The organism is Amycolatopsis rubida (assembly GCF_900115345.1).
Taxonomy (GTDB): Bacteria; Actinomycetota; Actinomycetes; order Mycobacteriales; family Pseudonocardiaceae; genus Amycolatopsis; species Amycolatopsis rubida.
Genome location: NZ_FOWC01000016.1, coordinates 175,326 through 201,624, shown reverse-complemented (window position 1 = coordinate 201,624; position 26,299 = coordinate 175,326). Strand labels below are relative to the sequence as shown.

Sequence of the window (26,299 nt, the reverse complement as noted above, 5' to 3'; positions counted from 1 at the left end):
CTGTAGCCGACGCGGGTCGCGGTCACGCCGGGCTGGTGGCGGAACAGCTCCTCCATGCCCCAGAAACACCCGCCGGCCAGAATCGCCTTTTCCGTGGCCATTTCGCCTCCTCCGTGCTCGAACCGCTTCCGCCGCCATGCTAGTCGCCGGGCAGGAGCCCGAGGACGAGGGCGAGCGGCGGCCAGGCGTCGCGCCCGCGCCGGGTGCAGGCGAAGGCCCGCAGCCGGACGTCGGGCCCGGTCAGCGGCAGCACGGCGACGTCCGGCCGGGTCGCCCAGGACTCGGGCAGCAGGCCGACCCCGCCGCCCGCGGCGATCAGGTCCTGGACCAGGTCGAGGTTGTCCGCGCGGTGGGTGAACCGCGGCGCGAACCCGGCCATCGACGCCAGCGTCCCGACGACCGTTTCGTCCGCGCCGTTGCGGGAGTTGCCGATCCAGTCGCGGTCGCGGAACGCGGTGAAGACGTCGAGGGTTCCGGTGCCCCGCAACCGGTTCGCGTCCGCGCGCGGCACCGCGAGACCCCACGGCTCCGCCCACAGCGGACGGACGGCCAGCGACGGGTCGGCGGTCGCGGGCGCGAGGTCGTAGTCGTAGGTGAGGGCGAGGTCGACGTCGTCGGTCCGGAGCTGAGCGAGTGCTTCGGCGGGTTCGTGCTCGCTGATCACGACGCGGACCCGCGGATGCCGCTGCGCGAGGAGATCCGCGACCGGGAGCACCGCGTGCCGCACGCCGGTCCCGAACCCCGCGACCCGCACGGTTCCGGCGGGTTCGGCCTCGGGATCGAGGTCCACCCGGGCGGCCTCGACCGCGCCCAGGATCGTCACGGCGTGCTCGGCGAGCCGTCGCCCGGCGGGAGTCAGGCGCACGCGGCGGCCGTCCGGTTCGAGCAGCGCGACGCCGGTTTCCTTGGCCAGCACCGAGATCTGCTGCGAGACGGTCGACGTTGTGGTTTCGAGCACGTCCGCCACCGCGCGCATCGAGCCCAGCCGCGACAACTCGAGTAGGAACTGCAGCCTGCGGGTCTCCATCCCCCGATTGTCCAGGATATCCGGACGGTACGTCCAGGATTGGCAGGTGAACACGAACGGTCTGGATGCGTTCTCCTGGACAGCGTGCTTCCCTCCACTCCCCGGGCCGGTGTCGCCCTCGCTGTCGGCGCCATGCTGTCCGTCCAGTTCGGACTGGCGGTTTCGGTCAGTCTCGCGAACCAGATCGGGCCGGCCGGCGTCGCGTGGCTGCGGCTCGCGTGGGCCGGTGTGCTGCTCGTGGTGCTGGTGCGGCCGCGGCCGTCGGCGTTCCGCCGCCCGGCGTTGCTGACGTGCGTGGTGCTCGGCTTCGCGACGGCCGGAATGACGATTCTGTTCATGGTCGCGGCGACCCGGTTGCCCCTGGGCACCGCGAGCGCGCTGGAATTCCTCGGCCCGCTGACCGTCGCGATCGTGCGCGGCCGCGGCGGAACCCGGGTGTGGCCGGTCCTGGCGGCGGCCGGAGTGGTGCTGCTGACCCAGCCGTGGCAGGGCGGGACCGACCTGGCCGGCGTCGGCTGCGCGCTCGCGGCGGCCGTCTGCTGGGGCGCGTACATCGTGCTGACGCAACGAGTCGGCGACGAGGTGTCGGGCCTGCGCGGGCTGGCGGTGTCGATGCCGGTGGCCGGTCTGGTCGCCACCGTGGTGCACGCTCCGGCGGTGGCCGGCGAATTGACGTGGCCGCTGGTGCTCGCCGGGCTCGGGCTCGCGGTGCTCGTGCCGGTGGTGCCGTTCAGCCTGGAAATGCTGGCGCTGCGCCGGTTGACGGCGTCGGCGTTCGGGACGCTGATGAGCCTGGAACCGGCGATCGCGCTCGTGCTCGGGCTGATCGTGCTGCACCAGGTGCCGAACGTCGCCGCGGCGGCCGGGATCGCGTTCGTGGTGGCCGCGGGCATCGGCGCGGAACGGACCGGGGCACGGGAGCCGGTTGCGGTCTCGTGAGTGCCTGTGCCGGTTCTCACCGGCACAGGCACTCACGAGTCGTGCGGCCGCGGCGTGCGTTCGACAATGTCCCGCAACGCTTCGACGTGCCCGAGAAATCTTCGCCGCCCGTCCTCGGTAGCGCGGATCGAGGTTTTCGGGACCCGGCCGAGATACTTCCGCTGCTGCTCGATGTGACCGTTGGTGCGGAGCGTCGTGAGTTGCTTGGACAGTGCCGAATCCGAGAGCGACACGGAGTCCCGCAAGAACGCGAAGTCGCACCAGTCCACAGCGGACAGCACGGACATGATGGCCAGCCGGGTGGGGTCGGACAGCAGCCGGTCGAGCCCCGGCGGGGGAGCGGCGGTCATCGATCCCCTCGCCGCCGGGCGACGGCGAGCAGCGCCTGCGAGAGCGCGAACAGCAGGGTGAACGCGAGCCCGAAGAGCACCCCGGCGACGGTGTAGGGGTAGTCGCGCAGTCCGAGCGCGCCGGCGAGATCAGCGGCCGCGTCGGTGCCGTAGCGGGAAAGCAGCCAAGCCGCGGCGCCGCCGACGACCGCGACCACGACGAAGACCCACGGGACGAACTCCTGCCGCTGCTGTACTCCGCGCGCGTGGCTGAGCGGCGCGGACCGCAGCCGCGCGCCGACGGCGAGCGCGATCAGCAGCAGGCCGAGCACGACACCCGCGACGAACTTGCCGCCGTCGAGGTCGACGAAGTCGTTCACCGCGGTGAATCCGGCGGTGACCACGAAAATCACCAGGTAGACCCACCACGGCAGCCGCGCTGCGCGACGTGCGCGGTCTTGGTGGTCCTGAACAGTGGCGAGCGCCTCGGCGGCGCGTTCCTCGTCGGTCATGATGTCCTCCTCGACTACTTGCCTACGTGGAATGTAGCTACTTCTTTCCGCATCGGCAAGTAGTCGGCTCCGGTGGCGCTCTACGCTGGCGGCATGCAGGTGGAAATCTGGAGCGATGTCGTGTGCCCGTGGTGCTACCTCGGGAAGGCGCGGTTCGAGAAGGCGCTGGCCGGGTTCGAGCACCGGGACGAGGTGACCGTGACCTACCGGTCGTTCGAGCTGGATCCCGGTAGGGCCGGGACCGAGCCGTTGCTGGACATGCTCACCGCGAAGTACGGACCGCGGGCGGCCGGGATGGAGCAGCGGGTCGCCGGTCTCGCGGCGGCGGAAGGGCTCGGTTACCGGACGGACCGGGAGATCGGCAACACCTTCGACGCGCACCGCCTGCTGCATCTGGCCCGCGAAAAGGGGCTGGAGAACGAGATGGTGTCCGCGTTGTTCCGCGCGAATTTCGCTGAGGCCCGGCCGGTGTTCACCTCGGACGGTCTGGCCGAGGTCGCCGAGGAGGCCGGATTGCCGCGCGGCGAGGCCGAAGCGGTGCTGGCGGACCCGTCGCGGTACGCGGAGGCGGTCCGGGCCGAGGAGCGCGAGGCCGCGGAACTGGGCGCGGGCGGGGTGCCGTTTTTCGTGCTGGGACGGCGGTTCGGGGTGTCCGGCGGGCAGTCCGCGGAGGTTTTCGCGCAGGCGCTGGAGAAAGCCTGGGAGGCTTCGGCCGGGAGCTGAGCTCCGCCCGGCTGCCGGAGAACAGCCGGGCGTCCCTTCCGGAGCGCTTTACTCCGACCAGGTGCTGAGGCGGTTGAGCAGCCGTTCGAGCACCTGCGGGTCCGCGGTGACCGGTTCGCCGGAGACGGGTTCGTCCACCAGCGTGCGGCGGTCGCCCCGGCGCGGCAGCCGGACCTGCCCGGCGGAAATCCCGCCGGGCAGCGCCAGTTCGCACCACGTGGTGCGGCCGCCGCGCTCGCCGGGGCGCACGCCGATCCGTTCGTCGCGCGGCGGGGAGGGGGCGACGAGGTCGTCGTCGACCTCGATGACGAGCCGGTCTCCGCGCAGCTGGAGCCGTACGGTCACGAAGGCGGGCGCGGACGGGCTGCTCTGGTCGACGACGTCGCCGACGAGCCGGACCGCGGCGTTCGTGACCTGGTCCAGCATCGGCGTCAGGGACCAGTCGGTCAGGATCAGGCGGACGAACAGCTCGGTGCACGGGACCGCGCTCGGCTGCGCCACCAGCCGGAGGTCGTCCACCTGGGTAGTGCGCGTGCTCAAGCGTCACCTTCCTCCTCGGCGAGCGGTCCGATCGGCCGGGACCGTGCGGGCATCATGCCACCGCCGCCGGGACGCGCTGCGGCGGGAGGGCGGTGTCCGGGAGAACCGCAGGTCACGGGTCCGCCGCGGAACTCCTTGTGCTGGCCGGATCTCGGCAGAGCCTGCCCGGTGGGCGATCCAGGACCTGATCACGACCTGCGCCGCGCGCATCGACGCGGGCGATCTGGCCGGGGCGGGCGGGCTGTTCCGCGAGGGCGCCCTGCACCGCGGCGGCGGTGGAGAACTGGTTCCGCGACATCCGGATCATCCATCCCGAGGACCCGCCACGTGACGACGAACGTCCGGATCGCGGCGGGGGAGGACACGGCTTCCGCGCACAGTTGCTTCACCGTTTTCCCAGCCGCGGAAGACCTTCCGCCGCAACCGATCGCGACCGGGCACTACGACGACCGGTTCGTCCGGCGCGGGGACGAGTGGCGGTTCGCCGAACGGACGCCGGTGCCGCGGATGACGCGGCATCTCCGGACGGAGGTCGTGCGGGCGGCCAGTCCGGGCCGGTGCCCAGGTGGTCCAGACCTCGCCGACGTCGGTGCGGGGAACCCTGAAGGAATCAGATTCCCTCAGGGTTCCCCGCACGGACAACGCCGGCGGCGAGAAGCCGACGCAAGGCCCCGCGCCTTCGCCGCCCGCGAAAGTCAGTCCCGGTTGCTCAGCTTCCGCCGCACACCCCGCCCGGCCGCGAGCGCCGGGAACGCCAGCAGCGCCCCGGCCCCGAGCGGGATTCCCCGCTGCCACGCCGGAGCCCCGAGCGCGGCGGGCGCGGCTTGCGGGTCGTGGTCGCTGACACCGCCCCAGCGCGACGGCGGCAGGACGATCACCCGCGCCTTGCCGATGACGTCGTCCACCGGGACGGTGCCGTTGACCCCGCCGCCGCCCTGGCAGCGGGAGTCGCACGAGTTCTCGCGGTTGTCGCCCATCACCCAGAGGCTTCCCTTCGGGACGGTGACCGGGGGGAAGGCCTGCCGCACCGTCGGCGGCTGGTCCAGCCAGTGCACGTACGGCTCGTCGAGCGGTTTGCCGTCGACCAGGACGCGGCCCTGCGGGTCGCAGCACTGGACGGTCTGGCCGCCGACCGCGATCACGCGTTTCACGAAGTCGCGCTCGTCCGGCGGCGCGAAGCCGACCAGGGAACCGAGGCCGCGCAACGTCTTGGTGAAGAAGTTGCCCGGCTCCTGCGGGGCGATCTCGTTCGCGGTCCACGGCTGCGGGCCGCGGAAGACGATGACGTCGCCGGGGGCGGGATCGGTGAAATCGTAGGTGACGCGGTCGACGACGACCCGGTCGCCGAAGCAGCCGTCGCAGCCGTGCAGCGTCGTCTCCATCGACGCCGACGGGATCAGGAACACCTTCGCGACGAACTGCTGGATCAGGATCGTCAGCACCAGCGCGATCCCGATCAGGATCGGCAGCTCCTGCCAGAACGGGCGCTTGCGCCGTCCCTTCCTGGGCGGCTCGTCGGCGCCGGGACGCTCGGATCCGGACTCGCCGGGGGCGGGGACTGGGGGGATCGGGTCGGCCACGCCGTCAGGCTACCCAGATCCGCGCGCCCGGCGGCGGACCGCGCGCGGCCACGATCGGGGGGTCGTGCCGGTGAGCGGGACGGCAACCGGAGGATTCGCCCGCAGGGAAGGAAAACGGGCCGGAACCGGGGGAGGATTCCGGAATCCGGTGGAAGCGGGAGGGCTGGGGCGCGGTTGGCGTCCTCGCGAGACCGGAGCAGCACGCCGGTCGAGCGCGGTCAGCCGCTCGGCGAACTGCGCGACCCGATGGCTCCACGGGTACCGGCGGACGAGTTCGCGGGCATTCTCCCGGATCGCGTGCGCCAGCCCCGGGCTGCTCTCAAGACGGTCCAGCTCCGCAGCGCGGCAAGCGGGCCGACCGCCGGCTCGCCCACGCTTCGAGCAACGCCGTCGGGAAGGTGTCGTTCGGACTGGTCGGGCAGAGCGCGAGCGATCTCGCACTGCGGAGAGCCCGGAATCTCGCGTCGCCGCTGAGATTTCCGGCGATTCCGAGTTTCCGGGCGAGGGCTTCGTATCCGGGCCGTGCGGCACCGTGGCCGATCACCAGCAGGTGCCCGCGGCGGAGACGCATCGCGTGCGGGAGCTGGCCGAGGCCTTTCCCAGCGTGGGTGGGTTCCAGCCGGGCCAGGAAGGACGGTTGCCGCCAACAATGCCTCGGCGGTGGCGCGGTCGACGGCGCTCCGGACGGTTGATGCCGATGGTGGTGACCGGACCGTCGTGCTCGGCCAGCACAGTGCTCACGCGAGGCTTCCTGGGGACGAAGCGGCTGTCCGGGCGGCATGCCACGCCCCGTAGGCTCCGGCACTGGAGCCGGCGCCGGGACCGGCACGGGAAGGGGACTGCGGAATGGACGGCCTGGCCGCGTTCGGGTTCGAGCTGGGGGTGCTCAAGCGGGTCCGCCGCGCGGGCTGGTGGCAGGCGGGAGTCCGCGACCCGGAGTCGGTGGCCGAGCACAGCCTCCGCGCGGCGCAGCTGGCCGCGCTCCTCGCCGCCGAGGAAGGCGCGAACCCGGAGCGCGCGGCGTTTCTCGCGCTGTGGCACGACACCCAGGAGACCCGCACCGGCGACCTGCCGCACACCGCCGCGCCGTACCTCGCGAAGCCGGAACCGAGGGCGATCACGGCGGACCAGACTGCGGGTTTGCCGCGTGCCTCGGCGGAAACCGTGCGGACAGCGGTGAACGAGTACGAAACGCGCGAGACGCCCGAAGCGCGGTGCGCGAAGGACGCCGACAAACTCGAGATGCTTTTCCAGGCTCTCGAATACCGGGCGGCCGGAGTCTCCACAGTGGACGAATGGCTCGCGTCGGCGCAGGCCGGACTCTTCACCGAGACCGCCCGGCGCGTCGCCGAGGCGGCCTTGGCGACGTCGCCGCTGTCCTGGCGGTCCCGTGAGGGATCACCCACATAGGCGCACGTATGGTTTGAAACTGTCCTCGCTGGGAAAGATTCCCAGCACGACCGTCTCGGGAGGCACAGGATGAACCGGAAACTCACGGCAGTGCTGGCCAGTATCGCGGCGATGGCGGCAACGATCGGATTCACGGCAAGCGCGGAGGCGGCGGGACCGCCGTGCGGCGCGCAGGCGAAAGCGTGCTTGAAACTGTCGGCGAACACGGCGTGGCTGATGGACAACGGCAAGGTCACCCGCGGCGGGGTACGCGTGACCGTCGGCAAGCCCAAGTACCCGACCCCGGTCGGCACGTTCCGCGTGCAGTACAAGGACATCGACCACTACAGCAAGCAGTTCCACGGCCCGATGCCGTACTCGGTGTTCTTCACCAACACCGGGGTGGCGTTCCACCAGGGCAGCCTGAAGGTCCAGTCGCACGGCTGCGTCCACCTGTCGCACGCCGACGCGGTGGCGTTCTTCAACGCGCTGCAGCCGGGCGACGTGGTGCAGGTCGTGCGATAACCACCAACACCCGAAAGGCTCTTGATGTCCGTGCGGGCCGCCCTCACGGACCGCTCAAGCCCGCGTCGCCGGGCAGGCGGTGATCACCCGACGGGCATCGGCCGCCGCAGCGCTTGCCGGCGCAGGCGGCCGAACCCCCTCGGGTTGTTGAGCCCGAACACCGCCACGGTCCGGCCGTCGCGGTGGTAGGTGGCGAGGAGGGATTCGTCGTCCGGGCCGCCGTCGGCGAAGCGCACCTCGTCCTCGGGCAAGGGGTGCCCGGCGAGCTGGAGGGTCCCGGCGTACTGATCGGACCAGACGTAGCCGCTCGGCTCGTACTCCCGGACCACCTGCCCGGCCAGCAGATTGGCGACCGCGACCGACGCCTGTTCGGTGGCGTTCGTCCAGTGCTCGTTCCGGGCGCCCGCCGGTCCGTACGCCGCGACGTCGCCCGCCGCGACCACGTTCGGCAGCGAAGCGACCAGGCCGGCGTTGGTGCGCACGCCGTTGCCGACCGCCAGCCCGGAGCCGTCGAGCCACTCGACCGCCGGGGCCATGCCGATCCCGGCGACGACCACGTCAGCGGGCAGCTTCTCGCCGGTTTCCAGCTGCACCCCGGTGACCCGGCCGGCGAGCGTGGAAAGCCCGGCCACCGAAGCGCCGCAGCGCAGGGTGACGCCGTTCCGGTCGTGCAGGCGCGCACAGATCGCCCCGAGTTCCGGCCCCAGCACGCGCGCCATCGGCGTCGGCAGTGCCTCCAAGACGGTGACCTCCAAGCCCAAGCCGTGGCACGTCGACGCCACCTCCGCCCCGATGAACCCGCCGCCCACGATCACCACGCGCGCACCGGGAACCAGCTCCTCGCGCAGGGCGAGCGAGTCGTCCAAGGTGCGCAGAACATGAACTCCGGCAACAGATTCCGTGCCCGGCAAGGCGCGCGCACGGCCACCGGTGGCAAGGACGAGGCCGTCCGCTTCCAGTTCTCCGCCGGACAGGACGAGACGGCCGGTCGAGGGGTCGAGCCGTTCCGCGCGGGTCCCGAGCCGGATGTCCAGCGAGGCGAGATCGTCGGCATCCAGCAGGTCCAGCGACTCGCGCGACGCGGATCCGGCCAGGAAGGCCTTCGACAGCGGCGGCCGGTCGTAGGGGAGATGCGGCTCTTCGCCGATGAGCACCACGCGACCGTCGAACCCCTGGGCGCGCAACTCCTGCGCGGCTCGGGCACCGGCGAGCGAGGCACCGACGATCGCGACCGTTTTCACGCAGCGTCCTCGGCGGCTTCGGCGAGCACGTAGATCACGCCGTCGTGGACCTGCACCTGGTATGTGCGCACCGGCTGCTTGGCGGGCAGGCAGGACGGCATCCCGGTGCGCAGGTCGAAGAGCGCCGCGTGCAGCGGGCACTCCACGAAGCAGCCTTCGAGCCAGCCGTCGGCCAGCGACGCGTCCTGGTGGGTGCAGGTGTCCCCGATCGCATACAGCTCGCCGTCGGCGTTGAAGACGGCGATGGGCTCGGGCCCCGCGATCCGGACGGACTCGCCCGGGGGCAGCTCGTCCACAGTGCACGCGCGCAGCATTGATTCCTCCGAAGCCGGGTGATTGTTGCGTATTGAGGAACACTCGACGTGATACGCAACAGAGTCTGGGCGCGCCGGAGGGGTGCCGTCAAGGGGGCGCGGGGTGGAGTTTTTCGGAGCGCAGTTCCGGATGAAAGCCCTGGTCGAGAGCGGTTCCCGCGAACGGGTGCGGCACCGCCGGGGTGCTTGACAGCGCCCCGGTTGAGCCTCATCTTGTTCCGGAGAGGGCAACAAGACGCGTAATACGCAACTTCGATCGTGTGCGAGAGGAGCCCTGCCGGTGACCGCTATCGACCTCCCGCAGAGCCTGCTGCCGACTCTGCCCGGGCCGCACTACACCGACCCGGCGATCTTCGCCCGGGAGCAGGAGCGGATCTTCGAAGCGGGGTGGTTCTGCGCGGTGCGCAGCGCCGACCTGCCCTCGCCCGGCTCGTTCGAGACCGTGCAAGCCGGTCGCGAAAGCGTGCTGATCGCGCGCGGCCGCGACGGGGCGTTGCGCGCGTTCCTGAACGTGTGCCGCCACCGCGGCGCTCGGCTGTGCACCGACGAGAAGGGTTCGGTGAAGCGTGCTTTCCAGTGCATGTACCACGCTTGGACCTACGGTCTCGACGGAAAGCTCGTCGCCGCCCCGAATCTGACCGGCATGCCGGACGTCGACCGCGTCGAGTACGGCCTGACGGCGGTGCATCTGCGCGAATGGCTCGGCTACGCCTGGGTTTGCCTCGCCGGAGAAGCACCGTCCTTCGCGGACACCGTGCAGGCCGACGTGAGCGCACGGCTCGGCGGTCCCGGCGAGATCGAGGCTTACGGGATCGAGAACCTGTCGCTGGGCCGGCGCATCGAGTACGACGTGCGCGCGAACTGGAAGCAGATCATCGAGAACTTCATGGAGTGCTACCACTGCGCGACGATCCATCCGGAGCTCACCGAGGTGCTCCCGGAGTTCGCGGACGGGTACGCGGCGCAGTATTTCGTCGGCCACGGCGCGGAATTCGGCTCGGACGTCACCGGGTTCACTGTGGACGGCGGCGACGGCGTGCAGCGCCTGCCGGGCGTCGGCGAGCACCAGGACCGGCGGTACTACGCGATCACGATCCGGCCGCAGGTGTTCGTGAACCTGGTGCCGGACCACGTGATCGTGCACCGGATGTTCCCGCTCGCCCCGGACCGCACCCTGGTCCGCTGCGACTGGCTGTACCTGCCGGAGGTCGTGGCATCGGGCGCGGACCTCGACCGTTCGGTGGAGCTGTTCCACCGGGTGAACCAGCAGGACTTCGAGGCGTGCGAACGGTGCCAGCAGGCGATGGGCTCGCGCGCCTACGCCCGCGGCGGGGTGCTGGTGCCGAACGAACACCACATCGGCGAGTTCCACGCCTGGGTGCGCGCGCAGACGGGGGAGTCGTGAGCGGCGATCCCGGTTCTCGCCGGCATGAACACGCACGACCTCGCGCACCGGCAGCCGTCTGTGCGGCAGCCGGGGCTCTCCTGCGTGGTGATCCCGGTTCTAGCCGTGATCACCGCGCACGACACCCTAGATGAGCGCCCGGATCGCCTCCTCAAACCCCGTCACATGCTCCAGCGTCAACGCCGAAGCCTTCTTCGCGTCGCCCTCGGCGATCGCCGTCAGCAGCGGCGAGTGCTCGTCCACGTGCCCGGCCATGCCGCGCAGCCGGGGGAGGAACACGCACCAGATCCGGGTCGCGAGGTTGTCGTAATGGATCAGCGTGTCCTCGAAGAACGGATTGTGCACGCAGCGGTAGATCGCGCGGTGGAGTTCGAGGTCGGTGCGCAGGAGGTCGGCGTTTTCCCTCGGTGTGGCCGAATCCAGCTGGTCGCGCAGCCGGACCAGGCGCGCCCGGTCCTCGTCCGTCGCGCGGGTGGCGGCGGACGCGGCGGCCGTCGGTTCGAGGGTGCGCCGGACCTCGGAGATGTGCGCGAGGTCGGAGATGTTGACGTCCGTGGCGAACGTGCCGCGACGCGGATACGCCACCACGAGGCGTTCGGTTTCGAGGCGCTTCAGCGCTTCGCGGATCGGCGTGCGGCCCATCTCCAGCACGCCGCCCGCCCATTCCTCGTTGATCGGGTCGCCCGGCTTGATGTCGAGCATGACGAGACGGTCGCGCAGGAACTCGTAGGCGCGTTCGGCCAGCGACGGGGCGGCGGCCGGGATGACGTGGTTGACCGGGGTGCGCACCCGGCCTACTCTACAACGAAGATTGATATATCAGTAGTCGACCAGTTGTCCGATACGGGAGGCCAGCCGGAATGACCACGACGGACCAGCCTCGTCCCCCGGGCGCGGACCTTCCGGACCACCCGGATTTCCTGTGGCGGGACCCGGAGCCGCGGCGCGCGTACGACGTCGTCGTGGCGGGCGGCGGCGGGCACGGCCTCGCGACCGCGTACTACCTCGCCAAGGTGCACGGCATCACCAACGTCGCGGTGCTGGAAAAGGGCTGGCTCGCCGGCGGGAACATGGCCCGCAACACCACGATCATCCGCTCCAACTACCTGTGGGACGAAAGCTCCGGCATCTACGAGCACTCGCTCAAGCTGTGGGAAGGCCTCGAAGAAGAGCTCGGCTACCCGATCCTGTTCAGCCAGCGCGGCGTGCTCAACCTCGCGCACAGCCTGCAAGACGTCCGCGACAGCGTGCGCCGGGTGAACGCCAACCGGCTCAACGGGATCGACGCGGAATGGGTCGACGCGGACGGGGTCAAGGAACTCTGCCCGATCGTGAACACCTCGCCGGAGGTCCGGTACCCGGTGCTCGGCGCGACCTACCAGCCGCGCGCCGGAATCGCCAAACACGACTACGTGGCTTGGGGTTTCGCCCGCGCGGCCGCCGCGCTGGGCGTCGATCTGATCCAGAACTGCGAGGTCGCCGGCATCGACACGCGGGACGGCAAGGTCGTCGCGGTGGAGACCAGCCGGGGCCGGATCGCCGCCGGGAAGGTCGCGTTGTGCGCGGCCGGGCACAGTTCGGTGCTGGCGAAGACGGCCGGGATCGACCTGCCGCTGGTGTCGCATCCGCTGCAGGCGCTCGTGTCCGAACTGCTCGAACCGGTGCACCCGACGGTGGTGATGTCGAACGCCGTGCATGTCTACGTTTCCCAGGCGCACAAGGGAGAACTCGTGATGGGCGCGGGCATCGACTCCTACGCGGGCTACGGCCAGCGCGGCGCGTTCCACATCATCGAGGACCAGATGGCCGCCGCGCTGGAGCTGTTCCCGGTGTTCGCGCGGGCGCACCTGCTGCGGACCTGGGCGGGCATCGTCGACGTCACTCCGGACGCGTCGCCGATCGTCGGGCTGACCCCGGTGGAGAACCTGTACCTCAACTGCGGCTGGGGGACCGGCGGGTTCAAGGCCACGCCGGGTGTCGGCGACTGCTTCGCGCACACCGTCGCGAAGGGCAAGCCGCATCCGTACGCCGAACCGTTCACCCTGGACCGGTTCACCACCGGCGCGCTCGTCGACGAGCACGGCGCCGCCGCCGTCGCCCATTAGGAGCCACTGTGCAGCTGATTCCCTGCCCCTGGTGCGGTCCCCGCGAGGAGACCGAATTCCACTACGGCGGCCAAGCCCACGTCGCGTACCCCCAGGACCCGGCGGCGCTGTCGGACGAGGAGTGGGCGAAGTACGTCTTCTTCCGCGCCAATCCGAGCGGCCCGCTCGCCGAGCGCTGGACGCACAGCGCGGGCTGCCGCCGCTGGTTCAACGCCGTCCGCGACACCCGCACCCACGAACTCGCGGCGGTCTACCGCCTCGACGAACCCCGGCCGGTGATCCCATGACCTTCCGCCTCCCCAGCGGCGGCCACGTCGACCGCGACACCCTGCTCCGGTTCGCCTTCGACGGCCGCGAGCTCACCGGGCACCCGGGCGACACGCTCGCGTCCGCGCTGCTCGCCAACGGCGTGCACCAGGTCGCGCGGAGCGTCAAGCTCGGCCGTCCGCGCGGCATCATGGCGGCCGGTGTCGAAGAGCCGAACGCGGTGGTACAGCTGGAAAAGCCGTTCCCCGAACCGATGCGGACCGCGACCACCGTCGAGCTGTACGACGGCTTGGTCGCGCGCAGCCTCTCCGGCCAGGGCCGGTTGGCGGCCGAACCGGACCCGGCGCGGTACGACGCGAAGCACCTGCACTGCGACGTACTCGTGGTCGGTGCCGGTCCGGCCGGTCTGGTCGCGGCTCGCACGGCGGCGCGAGCCGGAGCCCGGGTCGTGCTGGTGGACGACCAGCCCGAGCCCGGCGGTTCGCTGCTCGGCTCGAACGAGTACGTGGACCTCAAACCCGCCGTCGAATGGGCCCGTGCGATCGGCGACGAACTGCGCGCGACCCCGGACGTGGACGTGCTCGACCGGACCACCGCGTTCGGCGCCTACGACGACGGTTTCGTCCTCGCCGTGCAAAACCGCACGTCCGGTGCGGCCCGGCAGCGAGTGTGGCGGATCCGCGCGGCGCGGACCGTGTTCGCGACCGGCGCGCACGAGCGTCCGATCGTGTTCCCGGACAACGACCGCCCCGGCATCTTCCTGGCCAGCGCCGCGCGGACCTACCTGCACCGGTACGGTGTCGTGCCCGGCCGCCGCGCGGTGGTGTTCACCATGGACGATTCCGCCTACGCCACCGCGATCGACCTCGCCGACGCCGGAGTCGAGGTCCCGCTGGTGGTCGACGTCCGCCCAACCGCGCCGGAAAACGCGGCCTGTGCGGAACGGGGGATCGAAGTCCGCACCGGCACCGCAGTGACCGGGACCGAGGGCACTGAACGCGTCACCGGCGTGCGCGTCGCCGGGGAACTGATCCCGTGCGACACGCTCCTGGTCTCGGGCGGCTGGACCCCCGCAGTCCACCTCTTCAGCCAGCTGCGCGGTGCCCTGCGCTACGAACCCGCCCTCGGCGCGTACGTCCCGGACGGCGACCTCCCGACCGCGCGGGTGGCGGGGAGCGCGAACGGCACCCTCGACTTCGCCGGTTGCGTGCGAGAAGGCCGCGCCGCCGCGGCGAAAGCACCGGTGGAAATTCCGCTCCCGGTCTCCGACGCACAGCCGCGCGAACTCGCCCCCGCCGTCGAATGGCAGATCCCCGGCGCGGAGTCCGATGTGGACACCAGCTTCGTGGACCTGCAGCGCGACGCCACCGTCTCCGACGTCCTCCGCGCGACCGGCGCGGGACTCACCTCGCTGGAGCACGTCAAGCGCTACACCACCATCGGCACCGCGCACGACCAGGGCAAGACCTCCGGCATGCTCGCCGCCGGGATCACCGCGGAAGCCCTCGGCGCCGACCTCGCGGACCGCCGTCCGACCACCTACCGCCCGCCGTACACCCCGGTCGCCTTCGCCGCGCTGGCCGGACGGAACCGCGGCGAACTGCACGACCCGGTCCGCGTCACCGCACTGCACTCCTGGCACGTCGGGCACGGCGCGGAGTTCGAGAACGTCGGCCAGTGGAAGCGCCCGTGGTACTACCCGCGGCCGGGGGAGGACCTGCCCGCCGCTGTCCGGCGCGAATGCCTCGCCGCCCGTACCGACGTGGCCATGATGGACGGTTCCACGCTCGGCAAGATCGACGTCCAAGGCCCGGACGCCGCCGAATTCCTCGACCTGCTCTACACGAACCTGATGAGCACGCTCAAGGTCGGCCGGATCCGCTACGGGGTGATGTGCGGGGTCGACGGCATGGTCATCGACGACGGCACCGTCATCCGCGTGGCCGAGGACCGCTTCCTCGTCACCACGACCACCGGCAACGCCGCGATGGTGCTGGACTGGATGGAGGAGTGGCTGCAAACCGAATGGCCGCACCTGCGCGTGTTCGCCACCTCGGTCACCGAGCACTGGGCCACCGTCGCGCTCGTCGGCCCGCGTTCGCGCGAGATCCTGGCCGGGCTCGCGCCGGAGCTGGACGTCAGCAACGAGGCCTTCGGCTTCATGGCCTGGCGCGACGCCGACGTCGCCGGAATCGCCGCGCGAGTGTGCCGGATCAGCTTCTCCGGCGAGCTGGCGTACGAGATCAACGTGCCCTCCTGGTACGGACTCGCGCTCTGGGAAGCGTTGGCGTCGCGGGGAATCACGCCGTACGGAACCGAGACGATGCACGTCCTGCGCGCGGAGAAGGGCTACCCGATCATCGGCCAGGACACCGACGGCACGGTCACCCCGCAGGACCTCGGCATGAGCTGGGCGGTGTCCAAGAAGAAAGCCGGCTTCCTCGGCAAACGGTCCTTCTCGCGGGCGGAAAACCTGCGCCCGGACCGGAAACAGTTCGTCGGCCTGCTGCCGGTCGATCCGACGGTGTTGCTGCCGGAGGGCGCGCAGATCATCGAAACCGCGCACGTCCCGCGCCCGCCGGTCCGCATGCTCGGCCACGTCACCTCCAGCTACCCGAGCGCCGTGCTGGACCGCACCTTCGCGCTCGCGCTCGTCCGCTCCGGCCGGGAACGAATCGGGGAGACCCTGTTCGTCCCGGTCGGCGACGAGGTGGTGCCGGTGACGGTGACCGAATCCGTGCTCTACGACAAGGAGGGGACCCGCCGTGACGGCTAAGACCCTGTCTCCGCTCGCGGAGCACGCGGGCCTGCTCTCCAGTTGCGCACCGGCCGTGCTCGCCGAAGAACGCCCGTTCCTCTCGCAGTTGAACGTCCGCATCCGCGAAGGCCACGACGCCGCGGCAGCCGTGCTCGGCACCGCCCTGCCCGACGCCTGCCGGTTTACCAGCGGCATCGGCGACGTCCTGTGGCTGGGGCCGGACGAGTACCTCGTGCTCGGCGCACCCGCAGGCACCGAAGACGCGCTGAGGGAAGCGATCACCGTCGGCGCGGTGACCGACGTCTCCGCGCAGCGCACCACCGTGCGGCTGGCCGGACCGGCGGCCCGCGACGTCCTGGCGCACGGCTGCGCCGTCGACCTCCATCCGAAGGCCGCGCCGCCGGGCACGTGCGTCCAGACGCTGTACGCCCGCACCGGAATCGTCCTGCTCGTGCGTGACCCGGAGTTCACCGTGCTCGTGCGCCAGTCGTTCGCCCCCTATTTCGCCGCCTGGCTCGCCGACGCGGCGCTGGAATACCGAGAGGAGGAGTCTTGACCCAGTTCACCTTGACCCTGCACTGCCCGGAGCGCTCCGGGATCGTGCACGCCGTGACGACGTTCCTCGTGAGCAACGGCTGCGACATCGTCGAGCACCAGCAGTTCGACGACGACGTGCACGGGGAACTGTTCCTGCGCACCGAATTCACCTGCGCCGGACGGTCCGCTGTGGACGATCTCACCCGCGAGTTCGACGTCGTCGCCCGCGACTACGCCATGCGGTACCGGTTCTCCGACCGCACCCCGGACCGGCTGCTGGTTATGGTGTCGAAGGCCGGGCACTGCCTCAACGACCTCCTCTTCCGCTGGCGCGCGGGCGCGCTCGGCGCGGAAATCGCGCTCGTGGCGTCCAACCACGAGGACCTGCGCCCGATGGCCGAAGCCGCCGGTCTGCCGTTCGTGCACATCCCGGTGACCCCGGCGACCAAGCCGGAAGCCGAACAGCGCCTGCTCGACCTGGTACGGGAACACGCCATCGACCTCGTCGTGCTGGCCCGCTACATGCAGGTCCTCTCGGACGAGCTGTGCCAGAAACTCCAGGGCCGCGCTATCAACATCCACCACTCGTTCCTGCCCGGCTTCAAGGGCGCGAAACCGTACGCGCAGGCTTACGACCGGGGCGTCAAGTACGTCGGCGCGACCGCGCACTACGTGACCCCCGAACTCGACGAAGGCCCGATCATCGAACAAGAGGTGCAGCGGGTCGACCACTCGCACTCGCCGCGCGCGCTCGCGACCGTCGGCCGCGACGCGGAAGCCCTCGCGCTCTCCCGCGCGGTGCGCTGGCACTGCGAACGGCGCGTTCTCCTCAACGGCACCCGGACCGTCGTCTTCCGCTGACCTATCCCAGGGAGTTCTCATGACCCGTGTCGTGATCATCGGCGCCGGAATCGTGGGCGCGAACCTCGCCGACGAGCTGACGCTGCGCGGCTGGACCGACGTCACCGTGCTCGACCAGGGCCCGCTGCCGCTGACCGGCGGTTCGACCTCGCACGCGCCGGGGCTGGTGTTCCAGACCAACCCGTCCAAGGCGATGACCGAATTCGCCGGCTACACCGTCCGCAAACTGCTCGACCTCGGCTGTTTCGAGCAGGTCGGCGGCATGGAGGTGGCGAGCACCCCGGCACGCTGGGAGGACCTGAAACGCAAGCACGGCTGGGCGACGTCGTGGGGCGTCGAGGCGCGGCTGATCGACCCGGACGAATGCGTGCGCCGCTGGCCGATGCTCGACCGCAACCAGATCTTCGGCGCGCTGTACGTCCCGTCCGATGGGCTCGCCGTCGCCTCGCGCGCGGTGGACGAGCTGATCAAACGGGCTTCCTCGCGCGGCGCACGGTTCGTCGGCTCGACCCGCGTGACCGGCATCGAGCAGGCGAACGGGCACGTCACCGGCGTCGAGACTCATGCCGGGGCGGTCCCGGCGGACATCGTGGTGTCCTGCGCCGGATTCTGGGGCCGGGAGATCGGCGAGATGGCCGGCCTGACCGTCCCGCTGCTGCCGCTGGCCCACCAATACGCGAAGACCGGCCAGCTCGCCGAACTGGCCGGGGCAGACCCGGTGTGCCCGGCGCTGCCGATCCTGCGCCATCAGGACCAGGACCTGTACTTCCGCCAGCACGGCGACCGGCTCGGCATCGGCTCCTACGCGCACCGCCCGATGCCGGTGGACAAGTTCGCCGAGCCCGGCGAGATCACCGCGTCCGCGATGCCGTCGATGCTGCCGTTCACCGAGGAAGATTTCGCGCCGTCGTGGGAGGAAAGCAAGCTCCTGCTGCCCGCGCTGGGCCGGACGAAGGCGGAGGAGGGCTTCAACGGCATCTTCTCCTTCACCCCGGACGGCGGCTCGCTCGTGGGCGAATCGAGCGACGTGCGCGGATTCTGGATCGCCGAGGCCATCTGGGTCACGCATTCCGCTGGCATCGCGAAGGCCGTCGCGGAGTCTATTGTGGACGGTCGCTCGGAAACCGACCTGCACGAACTGGACGTGCACCGGTTCGAGGACGTCCAGCTGGCTCCCGAGTACATCCGCGAAACCGCGCAGCGGAACTTCGTGGAGATCTACGACGTCCTGCACCCGTTGCAGCCCCGGCTTTCCCCGCGAGACCTGCGAGTCAGCCCGTTCCACGCCCGGCAGCGCGAGCTGGGCGCGGTGTTCCTGGAGGCGGGCGGCTGGGAACGGCCGCACTGGTTCGAGGCCAACGCGGCCCGGCTGAAGGACCTGCCGCACGACTTCCTCCCGCCCGCGCGCGACGCCTGGGCCGGGCAGTTCCACTCGCCGATCGTGGCGGCCGAGGCCTGGCACACCCGCAACCGGGTCGCGATGTACGACATGACGCCGCTGAAGCGCGTCGAGGTCAGCGGGCCGGGTTCGCTGGAGTTCCTGCAAGGGCTCACGACGAACCAGCTGGCGAAGTCGGTCGGCTCGGTGACGTACACGCTGATGCTCGACGACGCGGGCGGCGTCCGCAGCGACATCACCGTGGCGCGGCTGGAACCGGAGCTGTTCCAGGTCGGCGTCAACGGCAATATCGACGTCGCCTACCTGTGCGGCCGTGCCCCGGAAGGCGTCCGGGTGGTGGACACCACCGGCGGCACCTGCTGCGTCGGCGTGTGGGGCCCGCTCGCCCGCGACCTGGTGCAACCGCTGTCGGCGGAAGACCTTTCGCACACCGGGCTCAAGTACTTCCGCGGCCGCCGGGCGCGGATCGCCGGGGTGCCGGCGACCATCCTGCGACTGTCCTATGTGGGCGAACTCGGCTGGGAGATCTACACCTCCGCGGACAACGGCCAGCGCCTGTGGGACGCGCTGTGGCGCGCCGGGCAGCCACTGGGCGTCATCGCGGCCGGGCGCGGCGCGTTCAACAGCCTCCGGCTGGAGAAGGGCTACCGGCTGTGGGGGACCGACATGACCACCGAGCACGATCCGTACGAGGCCGGGGTCGGGTTCGCGGTGCGCCCGGCGAAGGGCGAGTTCGCCGGGCGGGCCGCCATCGAGGGCCGCAGCGAAGAGGCCTCGGCCCGGCGGCTGCGCTGCCTCACCGTGGACGACGGCCGGACTGTCGTGCTGGGCAAGGAACCGGTGTTCGTGGACGGCGCCGCGGCGGGTTACGTCACGAGCGCGGCCTACGGATACACGATCGGCCGCCCCATCGCGTACGCCTGGCTGCCCGGCTCGGTGGAGATCGGCGACCAGGTGGAAATCGAGTATTTCGGACGGCGGGTCGCCGCGACTGTGGCCGCGGAACCGCTGGTCGACCCCGGGATGGAGCGCATCCGGCGCTGAGCGGAAGGAAACCAGCCATGCGGGACCAGATCGTGAGCGACTTCCTGAACACCCTCGCCCGCCCCGCGATCCCGGCTCCGGCCGGGGCGACGGTCGCGGCGCTCGCCCTCGCCCAAGCGGCGGCACTGCTGAGCCGGGCCGCCGGCGGCGACGCCGAAGCGGACCACCTGACCCGGCATGCGTTGCGGCTGGCGGAGATCGACGCCCACGCCGTCACGCACGACGTGCCCGACCGCGCCCAGCCCGCCGCGGACGTGGTCGCCGCCGCGGGGGAGGTGGTCGGGGTGGCGGAACGCCTGCTGTCCACTGTGGACTCCGCTGCCCTGGCGGACGTTTCCGCGGCGGCGGAAATGGCGCGTTCGTCAGCGATGACCGCGCGAGTCGCGGTCGAGGCCCGGCACGGCGCCCTGCTCGCCGCGGAGCCCGACGAGGTCGCCGAGCGAGCCACCCGGGTCACGGCGGCGGTGCGGGTCGGTGAAGGACTCCTCGAAGGAATCTGATTCCCTCAGTGGCCCTTCACGGACGTCCGGGCAGCGGACTGCGGCAGGGGCCGGAAGCGGCGGCGGGCCGGCAGTGGCAAGATCTGCGGTGTTCCCCAGGAGAGCTGTCCCCGAGAACACCGCAGTGAGGATCGCCGCATGGCTGTGCCGCCCCTGCTCACGCTGAACAATTCGGTCCCCATTCCGCAGCTCGGACTCGGCATGTACCAGGTCCGGCCCGACCAGGTCGCGAAGGTCGTCGCGACGGCGCTCGAAGCCGGGTACCGCAGCATCGACACCGCCGCGATGTACGGCAACGAAGCCGAGGTCGGCGCCGCGGTGCGGGAGTCCGGGCTGCCGCGCGAGGACGTCTTCGTGACCACGAAGGTCTGGAACACCGACCACGGCTACGACAACACCCTGCGCGCGTTCGACCGCAGCGCGGAGGCGTTAGGCCTCGGTCCGGTCGACCTGTACCTGATCCACTGGCCGAAACCGGAGCTGGACCGGTACGTCGAGACCTGGCGCGCGCTGGAACTGCTGCTCAACGAGGGCCGCGTCCGGGCGATCGGCGTGTCGAACTTCGGCGTCGACCACCTGCGCCGCCTGCTCGACGAGACCGACGTCGTGCCGGTGGTCAACCAGGTCGAACTGCACCCGTGGCAGCAGCAGGCCCCGCTGCGCGCCTTCCACGCCGAGCACGGCATCGCGACCGAGGCCTGGAGCCCGCTGGCCCGGGGCCGGAACCTGAACGACCGGGTGATCACCGCGCTGGCGGCGAAGTACGGGAAGACGCCCGCCCAGCTGGTGCTGCGCTGGCATCTGCAGCTGGGGATCATCGCGATCCCGAAGTCGGCGACCCCGTCGCGGATCCGGGAGAACGCGGACGTGTTCGACTTCGAACTGGCCGAGGACGACCTGCTGGCGCTGGCCGAACTCGACTCCTGAGCGGCGGCGCCTGCGAGCCCCACGGCGGGCGCGCTGGCGCAGGGCAGCGCGGTCGGCAGGTGGCCGCCCGCGCCCCCGGACCGCCCCAGCCCGACCGGGGCCGGAGGCGGTGCTGACGTGCCGGGGATCAGGAAGCGCGAATCCCCGCCGCCGCGAAGTCCGCCAGCTGGGCCGGTTCCTTGAGGAACGCCCGGAAGCTCTGCGTGCCGCGCTGCTGGACCTCGTCGATCGACGTGCCGGACAGGCCGACGAACGGGTAGTCCGCGGGCGGCCCGGAGCCGATCGGCATCGCGGGGGAGCCGATGACGTCCGGGTTGGCCTTCGAGAGCTGACCGACCCAGTACGACGATTCGGGGATCCAGCCGTCGGGCAGGCCGCCGATCGTGGCGAGCGAGGACTTGCCGGTGAGCGCGTTCAGCACGGCGGAGGCGGGCTTGCTCTGCACGGCCACGTGCACGCAGCTGCCGTGCACCTGGGTCAGGTCCTGGTTCCAGCGCGCCGCCGCCGCTTCGACCGGCTTGGCGACCTGCGGGGTCACCACGATCCGGACGTCGGTGCGGCCGCCGTTGCAGCTGGCGGCCTGCGCCTCGGCGCGGTTGTTGAGCACGCTGTCGGCCCAGTTCCAGCCGACCACGCCGAGCGTGGCCAGCACCACGAGCCCGACGGCCACAAGAGGCCACTTCGCGATCCGCCTGCGAGGCGCCTTCTTGGCGACGATCCGGTGCGATCCGGTCGTCTCGCTGCGGCCGGCGGGCCGCTTCGGCGGGTCGAGAGGGTGCGGCACCGGCTCCTCGGGCAGGCTGTGACGCCCCATCGTTGTCCTTTCGTGACATGCACAACACGCTCAGTTATGCAATCGAACCGTTATCACTCTATCAGGCCAGCGACCTGCGGTGAATACCGTTACGCAGAGTTGTCAGCTCCGCGGGCGGGCGACCCCGGCACGGGGTCCGGCGGCTGGGCCGGGTCGGCGAGAAGACCGCGGCAGAGGCCGATCAGGCGGGCCCGCAGCGGCGCGGCCCGCTCGGCGAATCCGGCCTGGGCGCGGGCGTAGCTGGCCCGCCCTTCGGCGGTCTCGATCGGCACCGGCCGGTAGCCGTAGTCCGCTAGATCGTACGGGCTGGCCCGCATGTCCAGTTCACGGACGTCCGCGGCGAGCGCGAAACAGTCGCCGACCAGCTCGGCGGGCACGAACGGATCGAGCTTGTAAGCCCATTTGAAAAGATCCATGTTCGCGTGCAGGCAGCCCGGCTGCTCCAGCGCGACCTGCGATTCCCGGGTCGGCTCCAGCGTGTTGCGCGGCCGCGCCGGGCCGGTGAAGAACCGGAACGCGTCGTAATGCCCGCAGCGGATGTCCATCGATTCCACTACCTGGTCGGTCCCGGCCGAGCCGAGCCGCAGCGGGACCTGCGCGTGCCGCACCGAGTCCGCGGGCTCGCGGTAGACCATGGCCCATTCGTGCAGCCCGAAGCAGCTCAGCCGCGGCGCTCGCGACGCCGTGGCCGACAGCAGCTTCAGCACGAACTCGGCGGTGCGCGCCCGGCGGCCGGTGAAGGCCGCCGGGTCGAGCATCACTCCGTCCTCGGTCTCGACGTAGGCCGGACGATCGAGGAACCGCCGCGCGGACGCGCCCGCGAGCACCACGCCCGGACCCGGCTGCCAGCGTTCGAGATGCCCCGGCCGGTGCGAGTAGTAGGTGAACAGAAAATCCAGGACCGGGTGCTTTTCGCCGCGTGCCCGGCGTTCCTGGTGCGGCCCGGTCCACGCGCGCATCCGCTCGGCGTGCGCTCGCTCCCGGGCCTGCCAGTCCGCCTCGGCGAGCACGACCGCGCTCATGCCGCCTCCTTGACGAGTTTCGCGCTGGTCGTCCGGGAGGCGGCATGAGCGCCGATGATGCGCTCGCAAGCTGCGCTCATGCCGCCACGTGGGTGCCGTCGCGCACGGTCCCCACGTATTCCTCGACGAGGTCTTCCAGCGCCACCACGCCGACAGCCGCGCCGGACGCGTCGAGCGCCCGCGCGAGGTGGCTGCCTTCCTTGCGCATGGCCGAAAGCGCGACGTCGAGCCGTGCGTCCGACCGCAGTTCGGTGAGCGGCCGCGTCTTGTCGTCCGGCACCACCGTGGCGGGGTCCTGGCCGACGAGGTCGAGGACGTCCTTGACGTGGATGTAGCCGGTCAGCGAACCGTCGTCGGTGCACACCGGGAAGCGCGAGAACCCGGTGGTGGACACCGCGCGCTCGACGTCGCCGAGCGTCGGCCCGCAGGGGAGCGTGGTGAGTTCCGAGGTGGGCACCAGCACGTCCGCGACGGTCTTGGCGACCGACGACAGCGTCTGCGAAAGCCGCCGGTGCTCGGACTGGTCGAGCAGCCCTTCCTGCCGCGATTCGCTGAGCAGTTCGGCGAGCTCGTCGGAGCTGTACGCGGTCTCCAGTTCGTCCTTCGGCTCCACCTTCATCAGGCGCAGCAAGGAGTTCGCGACGAAGTTGAGGAACGCGATGACCGGGTTCGCCACCTTCACCCACGCCACGTGCACCGGCACGAGCCACAGCGCCAGCCGCTCCGGTTCGGCGATGGCGAGGTTCTTCGGCACCATCTCGCCGATCAGCACGTGCAGCATGGTGATGAACGCCAGCGCGATCGCGAACGAGATCGGGTGCAGCAGCTGGTCGGGCAGGCCGAGCAGGTCGAAGAACCCGGACAGCCGGTGCGCGACCGCGGGCTCGCCCAAGCGGCCGAGCAGCAGCGAGCAGATGGTGATCCCCAGCTGCGCCCCGGCGAGCATCTGCGAAACGTGCTTGCTCGCGTTGATGACGATCTGCGCGCGCGTCTTTCCCTGCTCCAGCAACGCTTCCAGCCGGTCGCGGCGCGAGGAGATCAGGGTGAACTCCGCGCCGACGAAGAACGCGTTGGCCAGCAGCAGGACGACGACGAGGGCGATGTTCAGCCAGTCGCTCACGCGGTCACCCCGCTTTCGGCCGGGCGCACCTGGACCTCGGCGACGCGGTGCCGGTCCATGCTGGTGACCGCGAGCCGCCAGCCGTCGACCTCGACGGCGTCGCCCTCGGCCGGGATGGCGCCGAGCCGCTCCAGGATCAGCCCGGCGATCGTTTCGTAGTCGCCCTCGGGCATCCGGAAGCCGGTGATGTCGCGGACCTCGTCCGCGCGCAGCTGCCCGGACACGAGCCAGCGGTCCGCGCCGAGCTGCTGCGCGGCCGGGGCCTCGCGGTCGTCGTGCTCGTCGCGGACGTCGCCGATGATCTCCTCGACCACGTCCTCCAGCGTGACCAGCCCGGCGGTGCCGCCGTACTCGTCGACCACGATCGCGAGCTGGTAGCGCGAATCGCGCAGCCGGTTCAGCAGGTCGTCGCCGGGCAGCGATTCCGGCACGGTCGGCACCGGCCGCATCGCCGAACGGATCCGCGTGGTCGCCCGGTCGGCGGCCGGCACGGCGAAGGCCTGCTTGACGTGCACCGCGCCCTGGACGTCGTCGAGATCCTCGGTGTAGACCGGGAACCGCGAGAACCCGGTGCGCCGGGAGATGTCGATCAAGTCGTCGATCGTGTCGTCCACGGTGAGCGATTCGACCTGCACGCGCGGGGTCATCAGCTCGTCCGCGGTGCGGTCGCCGAAGCGCAGCGAGCGGTCCAGCAGCTCCGCGGTGGACGTGTCGAGCTTCCCGCTTTCCGCGCTGGAGCGGACGATCGAGCCCAGCTCCTGCGGCGACCGCGCCGAACGAAGCTCCTCCTGCGGCTCGATGCCGAACTTGCGGACGAGGAAGTTGGCGCTGTTGTTCATCAGCGTGATGAGCCAGCGGAACAGCGCGGAGAACCGGGCGTGGTAGCCGGAAACCGCGCGCGCGGTCGGCAGCGGCCGGGCGATCGCGATGTTCTTCGGCACCATCTCGCCGAGGATCATCGACAGGAACGTGGCCAGCACGAGCGCGACCGCCACCGCCACCCCGGACGCCGCCGAAGCGGGCAGGCCCGTGGCGTCGAGCAGCGGGCGGACCAGGTCGCCGATGAGCGGTTCGGCGAGGAAACCGGTGATCAGCGTGGTGAGCGTGATCGCGACCTGCGCGCCGGAGAGCTGGAAACTCAGCGTGCGGTGCGCCTTCTGGACGGTGCGCGAACGCTTGTCACCGACCTGGCGGACATCCGCGTCGACCGTGCTTCGTTCGAGCGCGGTGAGCGAGAACTCGGCGGCCACGGCGAGGCCGGTGCCGATCGTGAGAAGCAGGAAGAGCAGCACGCCGAGCACGGAAAGCAGGACGTGGATCACAGCGCACCGTCCGGGACGGCGGAACCGACGGCGGGCGGGAAGCCGGGTCGATGCGGACCCGGCCCGGTACTGTCACCGGGCGATGGCGCAGCGCGCACGGATGGAAGTCACTCCTCGGCATAGCGGGTTTGTAGTGCGAAGATGCCGACAATCGTACCGGGTCCGGACAGCCGTGCGGCGACAGGACGCGAACCCGGCGCGCGTTTCCGCTCCCGCCGCGGCGGGAACCGCGCTTCCGCCAGCGGCATCCCGGCCGCGGACGTGCGCCCCCGCCCAACGCCGCATCGAGGTTTCCTGAGCAGCGCGGTGCGGAGGGTTCGCGGGAGCGGTGTCTGCCAGGGCTATGCGGAGCACCAGCCGACGAGACACGCCGGGCGGCTTCTCTCCCTCGCCAGCGCGCGAGCCCGCCACGGCAGGGCGAGAACCTCCGCAGGCGCGGTGCGCGAAGCTGCCCCAGGCCGCCGTCGAGCACGTGTGAATGTTCGTGAGGGGAACCGAACATCAGCGCGAGCCACGCGGCCCGGGCATCGGTCCACTGTGGTGGTTCAGCGCGGCCGTCTGCCCAGCAAGGCCACGAGCCGGTCGTGCACTGCGGCCGACCGCGACCGGCGGGTCGAACAGCCCGAGCCCCTGCCAGTCGTCGATCATCGGGCGCAGCACGTCGAGCAGCCGCCGGGCGAGGCTGTCCGGGACCGGGTTCGGGCGGCCGAGCGCGGTGGCGAGGTCCCAGCCGTGGACGGCGAGGTCGAGCGTCATCTGCCAGCCGTATTCCTCGGCGGGCACCAGCCCGAACGAGACGTGCACGGTGCCGCGCAGCGCGCCGGGGGAGAGCCACGCTTCGCGGGCGGCGGCGAACGCCTTCTCCCACCCCGAGAGCGGGTCGTCGCCGAGGACATCGCCGTCGTAGCGGGTGCCGACCTCGTCGAGGGTCGCCCCGGCGAGCAGATGCGGCGCCCAGAGCTGCTCGACGGCCAGATGGTTCACCAGATCGTGTATTGGCCAGCCGGTGCACGGCGTGCCGCGGGCCCAGTCGCCGGGACCGGCGGCGTCGAACACGTCCAGTGCGCTGCCGTGGGGCGGCGAGGAGATGCACAGTGAC

At 71.1% G+C, this 26,299-nt stretch carries 28 protein-coding genes and 1 pseudogene; 14 read left to right on the top strand and 15 right to left on the bottom strand.

All coding sequences use genetic code 11. The annotated features are described in order from the left end of the window. Together BM362_RS39085 and BM362_RS39080 are read right to left on the bottom strand one after the other, a co-directional pair. The coding region (locus BM362_RS39085) for a peptide-methionine (S)-S-oxide reductase (protein WP_208865467.1) at positions 1-101 on the bottom strand (101 nt) is incomplete at its 3' end. Between the two features lie 38 nt (positions 102-139). Continuing rightward, positions 140-1,027, bottom strand: coding sequence for a LysR family transcriptional regulator (locus BM362_RS39080; protein ID WP_067595310.1), 888 nt, complete (start codon positions 1,025-1,027; stop codon positions 140-142). An 84-nt stretch (positions 1,028-1,111) separates the two neighbouring features. Between BM362_RS39080 and BM362_RS39075 the strand changes: the two genes are divergently transcribed. Beyond that, on the top strand, positions 1,112-1,966 hold the full coding sequence (locus BM362_RS39075; RefSeq protein WP_244287422.1) for an EamA family transporter: 855 nt from the start codon (positions 1,112-1,114) through the stop codon (positions 1,964-1,966). 32 nt (positions 1,967-1,998) lie between these two features. Here BM362_RS39075 and BM362_RS39070 read toward each other — a convergent pair whose 3' ends face one another. Both BM362_RS39070 and BM362_RS39065 read right to left on the bottom strand, forming a co-directional pair. Beyond that, the gene (locus BM362_RS39070; protein ID WP_093576553.1) at positions 1,999-2,316 is read right to left on the bottom strand and encodes a winged helix-turn-helix domain-containing protein; all 318 of its coding nucleotides are present in this window, start codon (positions 2,314-2,316) and stop codon (positions 1,999-2,001) included. Beyond that, positions 2,313-2,807: a hypothetical protein gene (locus tag BM362_RS39065; RefSeq protein WP_167545595.1), complete on the bottom strand. Its 495-nt coding sequence runs from the start codon at positions 2,805-2,807 to the stop codon at positions 2,313-2,315. Before BM362_RS39065 ends, BM362_RS39070 begins: the two co-directional genes overlap by 4 nt. 93 nt (positions 2,808-2,900) lie before the next feature. Between BM362_RS39065 and BM362_RS39060 the strand changes: the two genes are divergently transcribed. Further along, positions 2,901-3,530: a DsbA family oxidoreductase gene (locus tag BM362_RS39060; RefSeq protein WP_093576565.1), complete on the top strand. Its 630-nt coding sequence runs from the start codon at positions 2,901-2,903 to the stop codon at positions 3,528-3,530. Positions 3,531-3,578: 48 nt separating this feature from the next. Here the strand turns inward: BM362_RS39060 and BM362_RS39055 are convergent, their stop codons facing one another. After that, positions 3,579-4,070, bottom strand: a complete 492-nt coding sequence (locus BM362_RS39055) for a histidine kinase (protein WP_067595320.1) — start codon at positions 4,068-4,070, stop codon at positions 3,579-3,581. Positions 4,071-4,124: 54 nt separating this feature from the next. Here BM362_RS39055 and BM362_RS50840 point away from each other — a divergent pair. Further along, a pseudogene (locus BM362_RS50840) lies at positions 4,125-4,553 on the top strand (nuclear transport factor 2 family protein); the annotation flags it as partial. A 212-nt stretch (positions 4,554-4,765) separates the two neighbouring features. Here the strand turns inward: BM362_RS50840 and lepB are convergent. Continuing rightward, complete coding sequence (gene lepB / locus BM362_RS39045) at positions 4,766-5,650, bottom strand: signal peptidase I (protein ID WP_093576552.1); 885 nt, start codon at positions 5,648-5,650, stop codon at positions 4,766-4,768. A gap of 540 nt (positions 5,651-6,190) precedes the next feature. Beyond that, positions 6,191-6,391 carry a hypothetical protein gene (locus BM362_RS47105; protein ID WP_143132610.1) on the bottom strand — a complete coding sequence of 67 codons (201 nt, stop codon included), beginning with the start codon at positions 6,389-6,391 and terminating at the stop codon, positions 6,191-6,193. Between the two features lie 105 nt (positions 6,392-6,496). Here BM362_RS47105 and BM362_RS39035 point away from each other — a divergent pair, with 105 nt between their 5' ends. Both BM362_RS39035 and BM362_RS39030 read left to right on the top strand, forming a co-directional pair. Next, positions 6,497-7,060, top strand: coding sequence for an HD domain-containing protein (locus tag BM362_RS39035; protein WP_093576550.1), 564 nt, complete (start codon positions 6,497-6,499; stop codon positions 7,058-7,060). A gap of 69 nt (positions 7,061-7,129) precedes the next feature. Continuing rightward, complete coding sequence (locus tag BM362_RS39030; protein ID WP_093576549.1) at positions 7,130-7,564, top strand: L,D-transpeptidase; 435 nt, start codon at positions 7,130-7,132, stop codon at positions 7,562-7,564. Positions 7,565-7,647: 83 nt separating this feature from the next. On the opposite strand, the gene BM362_RS39025 is transcribed toward BM362_RS39030, so the two are convergent. Both BM362_RS39025 and BM362_RS39020 read right to left on the bottom strand, forming a co-directional pair. Beyond that, positions 7,648-8,805 (bottom strand): NAD(P)/FAD-dependent oxidoreductase, encoded by a 1,158-nt coding sequence (locus BM362_RS39025; protein WP_093576548.1) that lies wholly within the window; start codon positions 8,803-8,805, stop codon positions 7,648-7,650. Further along, positions 8,802-9,119: a bifunctional 3-phenylpropionate/cinnamic acid dioxygenase ferredoxin subunit gene (locus BM362_RS39020; protein WP_067595338.1), complete on the bottom strand. Its 318-nt coding sequence runs from the start codon at positions 9,117-9,119 to the stop codon at positions 8,802-8,804. Before BM362_RS39020 ends, BM362_RS39025 begins: the two co-directional genes overlap by 4 nt. A gap of 280 nt (positions 9,120-9,399) precedes the next feature. On the opposite strand from BM362_RS39020, the gene BM362_RS39015 reads away from it, so the two are divergent. Continuing rightward, positions 9,400-10,524: an aromatic ring-hydroxylating oxygenase subunit alpha gene (locus tag BM362_RS39015; protein ID WP_067595340.1), complete on the top strand. Its 1,125-nt coding sequence runs from the start codon at positions 9,400-9,402 to the stop codon at positions 10,522-10,524. Between the two features lie 126 nt (positions 10,525-10,650). Here the strand turns inward: BM362_RS39015 and BM362_RS39010 are convergent, their stop codons facing one another. Further along, a complete protein-coding gene (locus tag BM362_RS39010) occupies positions 10,651-11,313 on the bottom strand; it encodes a GntR family transcriptional regulator (protein ID WP_198545674.1) in 663 nt (220 codons plus the stop codon). A 71-nt stretch (positions 11,314-11,384) separates the two neighbouring features. Between BM362_RS39010 and BM362_RS39005 the strand changes: the two genes are divergently transcribed. The 8 genes from BM362_RS39005 to BM362_RS38970 all read left to right on the top strand — a co-directional run bounded on the left by BM362_RS39005 (position 11,385) and on the right by BM362_RS38970 (position 20,922). Then, positions 11,385-12,629: a sarcosine oxidase subunit beta family protein gene (locus tag BM362_RS39005; protein WP_093576547.1), complete on the top strand. Its 1,245-nt coding sequence runs from the start codon at positions 11,385-11,387 to the stop codon at positions 12,627-12,629. Between the two features lie 8 nt (positions 12,630-12,637). Further along, complete coding sequence (locus BM362_RS39000) at positions 12,638-12,916, top strand: sarcosine oxidase subunit delta (RefSeq protein WP_009078042.1); 279 nt, start codon at positions 12,638-12,640, stop codon at positions 12,914-12,916. After that, on the top strand, positions 12,913-15,672 hold the full coding sequence (locus BM362_RS38995) for an FAD-dependent oxidoreductase (RefSeq protein ID WP_093576546.1): 2,760 nt from the start codon (positions 12,913-12,915) through the stop codon (positions 15,670-15,672). Before BM362_RS39000 ends, BM362_RS38995 begins: the two co-directional genes overlap by 4 nt. Continuing rightward, positions 15,662-16,210: a sarcosine oxidase subunit gamma gene (locus BM362_RS38990; RefSeq protein ID WP_093576545.1), complete on the top strand. Its 549-nt coding sequence runs from the start codon at positions 15,662-15,664 to the stop codon at positions 16,208-16,210. Before BM362_RS38995 ends, BM362_RS38990 begins: the two co-directional genes overlap by 11 nt. Then, positions 16,207-17,052, top strand: coding sequence for a formyltetrahydrofolate deformylase (gene purU, locus BM362_RS38985; protein WP_093576544.1), 846 nt, complete (start codon positions 16,207-16,209; stop codon positions 17,050-17,052). The genes BM362_RS38990 and purU overlap by 4 nt, the downstream gene beginning before the upstream one ends. A 19-nt stretch (positions 17,053-17,071) precedes the next feature. Then, positions 17,072-19,495, top strand: a complete 2,424-nt coding sequence (locus BM362_RS38980; protein WP_093576543.1) for a GcvT family protein — start codon at positions 17,072-17,074, stop codon at positions 19,493-19,495. A 17-nt stretch (positions 19,496-19,512) separates the two neighbouring features. Further along, positions 19,513-19,995, top strand: a complete 483-nt coding sequence (locus BM362_RS38975) for a hypothetical protein (RefSeq protein WP_093576542.1) — start codon at positions 19,513-19,515, stop codon at positions 19,993-19,995. 138 nt (positions 19,996-20,133) lie between these two features. Continuing rightward, the gene (locus tag BM362_RS38970; protein ID WP_067595354.1) at positions 20,134-20,922 is read left to right on the top strand and encodes an aldo/keto reductase; all 789 of its coding nucleotides are present in this window, start codon (positions 20,134-20,136) and stop codon (positions 20,920-20,922) included. Between the two features lie 127 nt (positions 20,923-21,049). Here BM362_RS38970 and BM362_RS38965 read toward each other — a convergent pair whose 3' ends face one another. From BM362_RS38965 to BM362_RS38945, 5 genes are all read right to left on the bottom strand, one after another. Further along, complete coding sequence (locus BM362_RS38965; RefSeq protein ID WP_093576541.1) at positions 21,050-21,736, bottom strand: substrate-binding domain-containing protein; 687 nt, start codon at positions 21,734-21,736, stop codon at positions 21,050-21,052. Positions 21,737-21,825: 89 nt separating this feature from the next. Next, positions 21,826-22,758 (bottom strand): 3-methyladenine DNA glycosylase, encoded by a 933-nt coding sequence (locus tag BM362_RS38960; protein ID WP_093576540.1) that lies wholly within the window; start codon positions 22,756-22,758, stop codon positions 21,826-21,828. Between the two features lie 76 nt (positions 22,759-22,834). Then, the gene (locus BM362_RS38955; RefSeq protein WP_093576539.1) at positions 22,835-23,878 is read right to left on the bottom strand and encodes a hemolysin family protein; all 1,044 of its coding nucleotides are present in this window, start codon (positions 23,876-23,878) and stop codon (positions 22,835-22,837) included. Beyond that, positions 23,875-25,200 (bottom strand): hemolysin family protein, encoded by a 1,326-nt coding sequence (locus BM362_RS38950; protein WP_067595361.1) that lies wholly within the window; start codon positions 25,198-25,200, stop codon positions 23,875-23,877. Before BM362_RS38950 ends, BM362_RS38955 begins: the two co-directional genes overlap by 4 nt. Positions 25,201-25,701: 501 nt before the next feature. Next, complete coding sequence (locus tag BM362_RS38945) at positions 25,702-26,256, bottom strand: TIGR03086 family metal-binding protein (RefSeq protein WP_244287421.1); 555 nt, start codon at positions 26,254-26,256, stop codon at positions 25,702-25,704. Between the last annotated feature and the right edge of the window lie 43 nt (positions 26,257-26,299).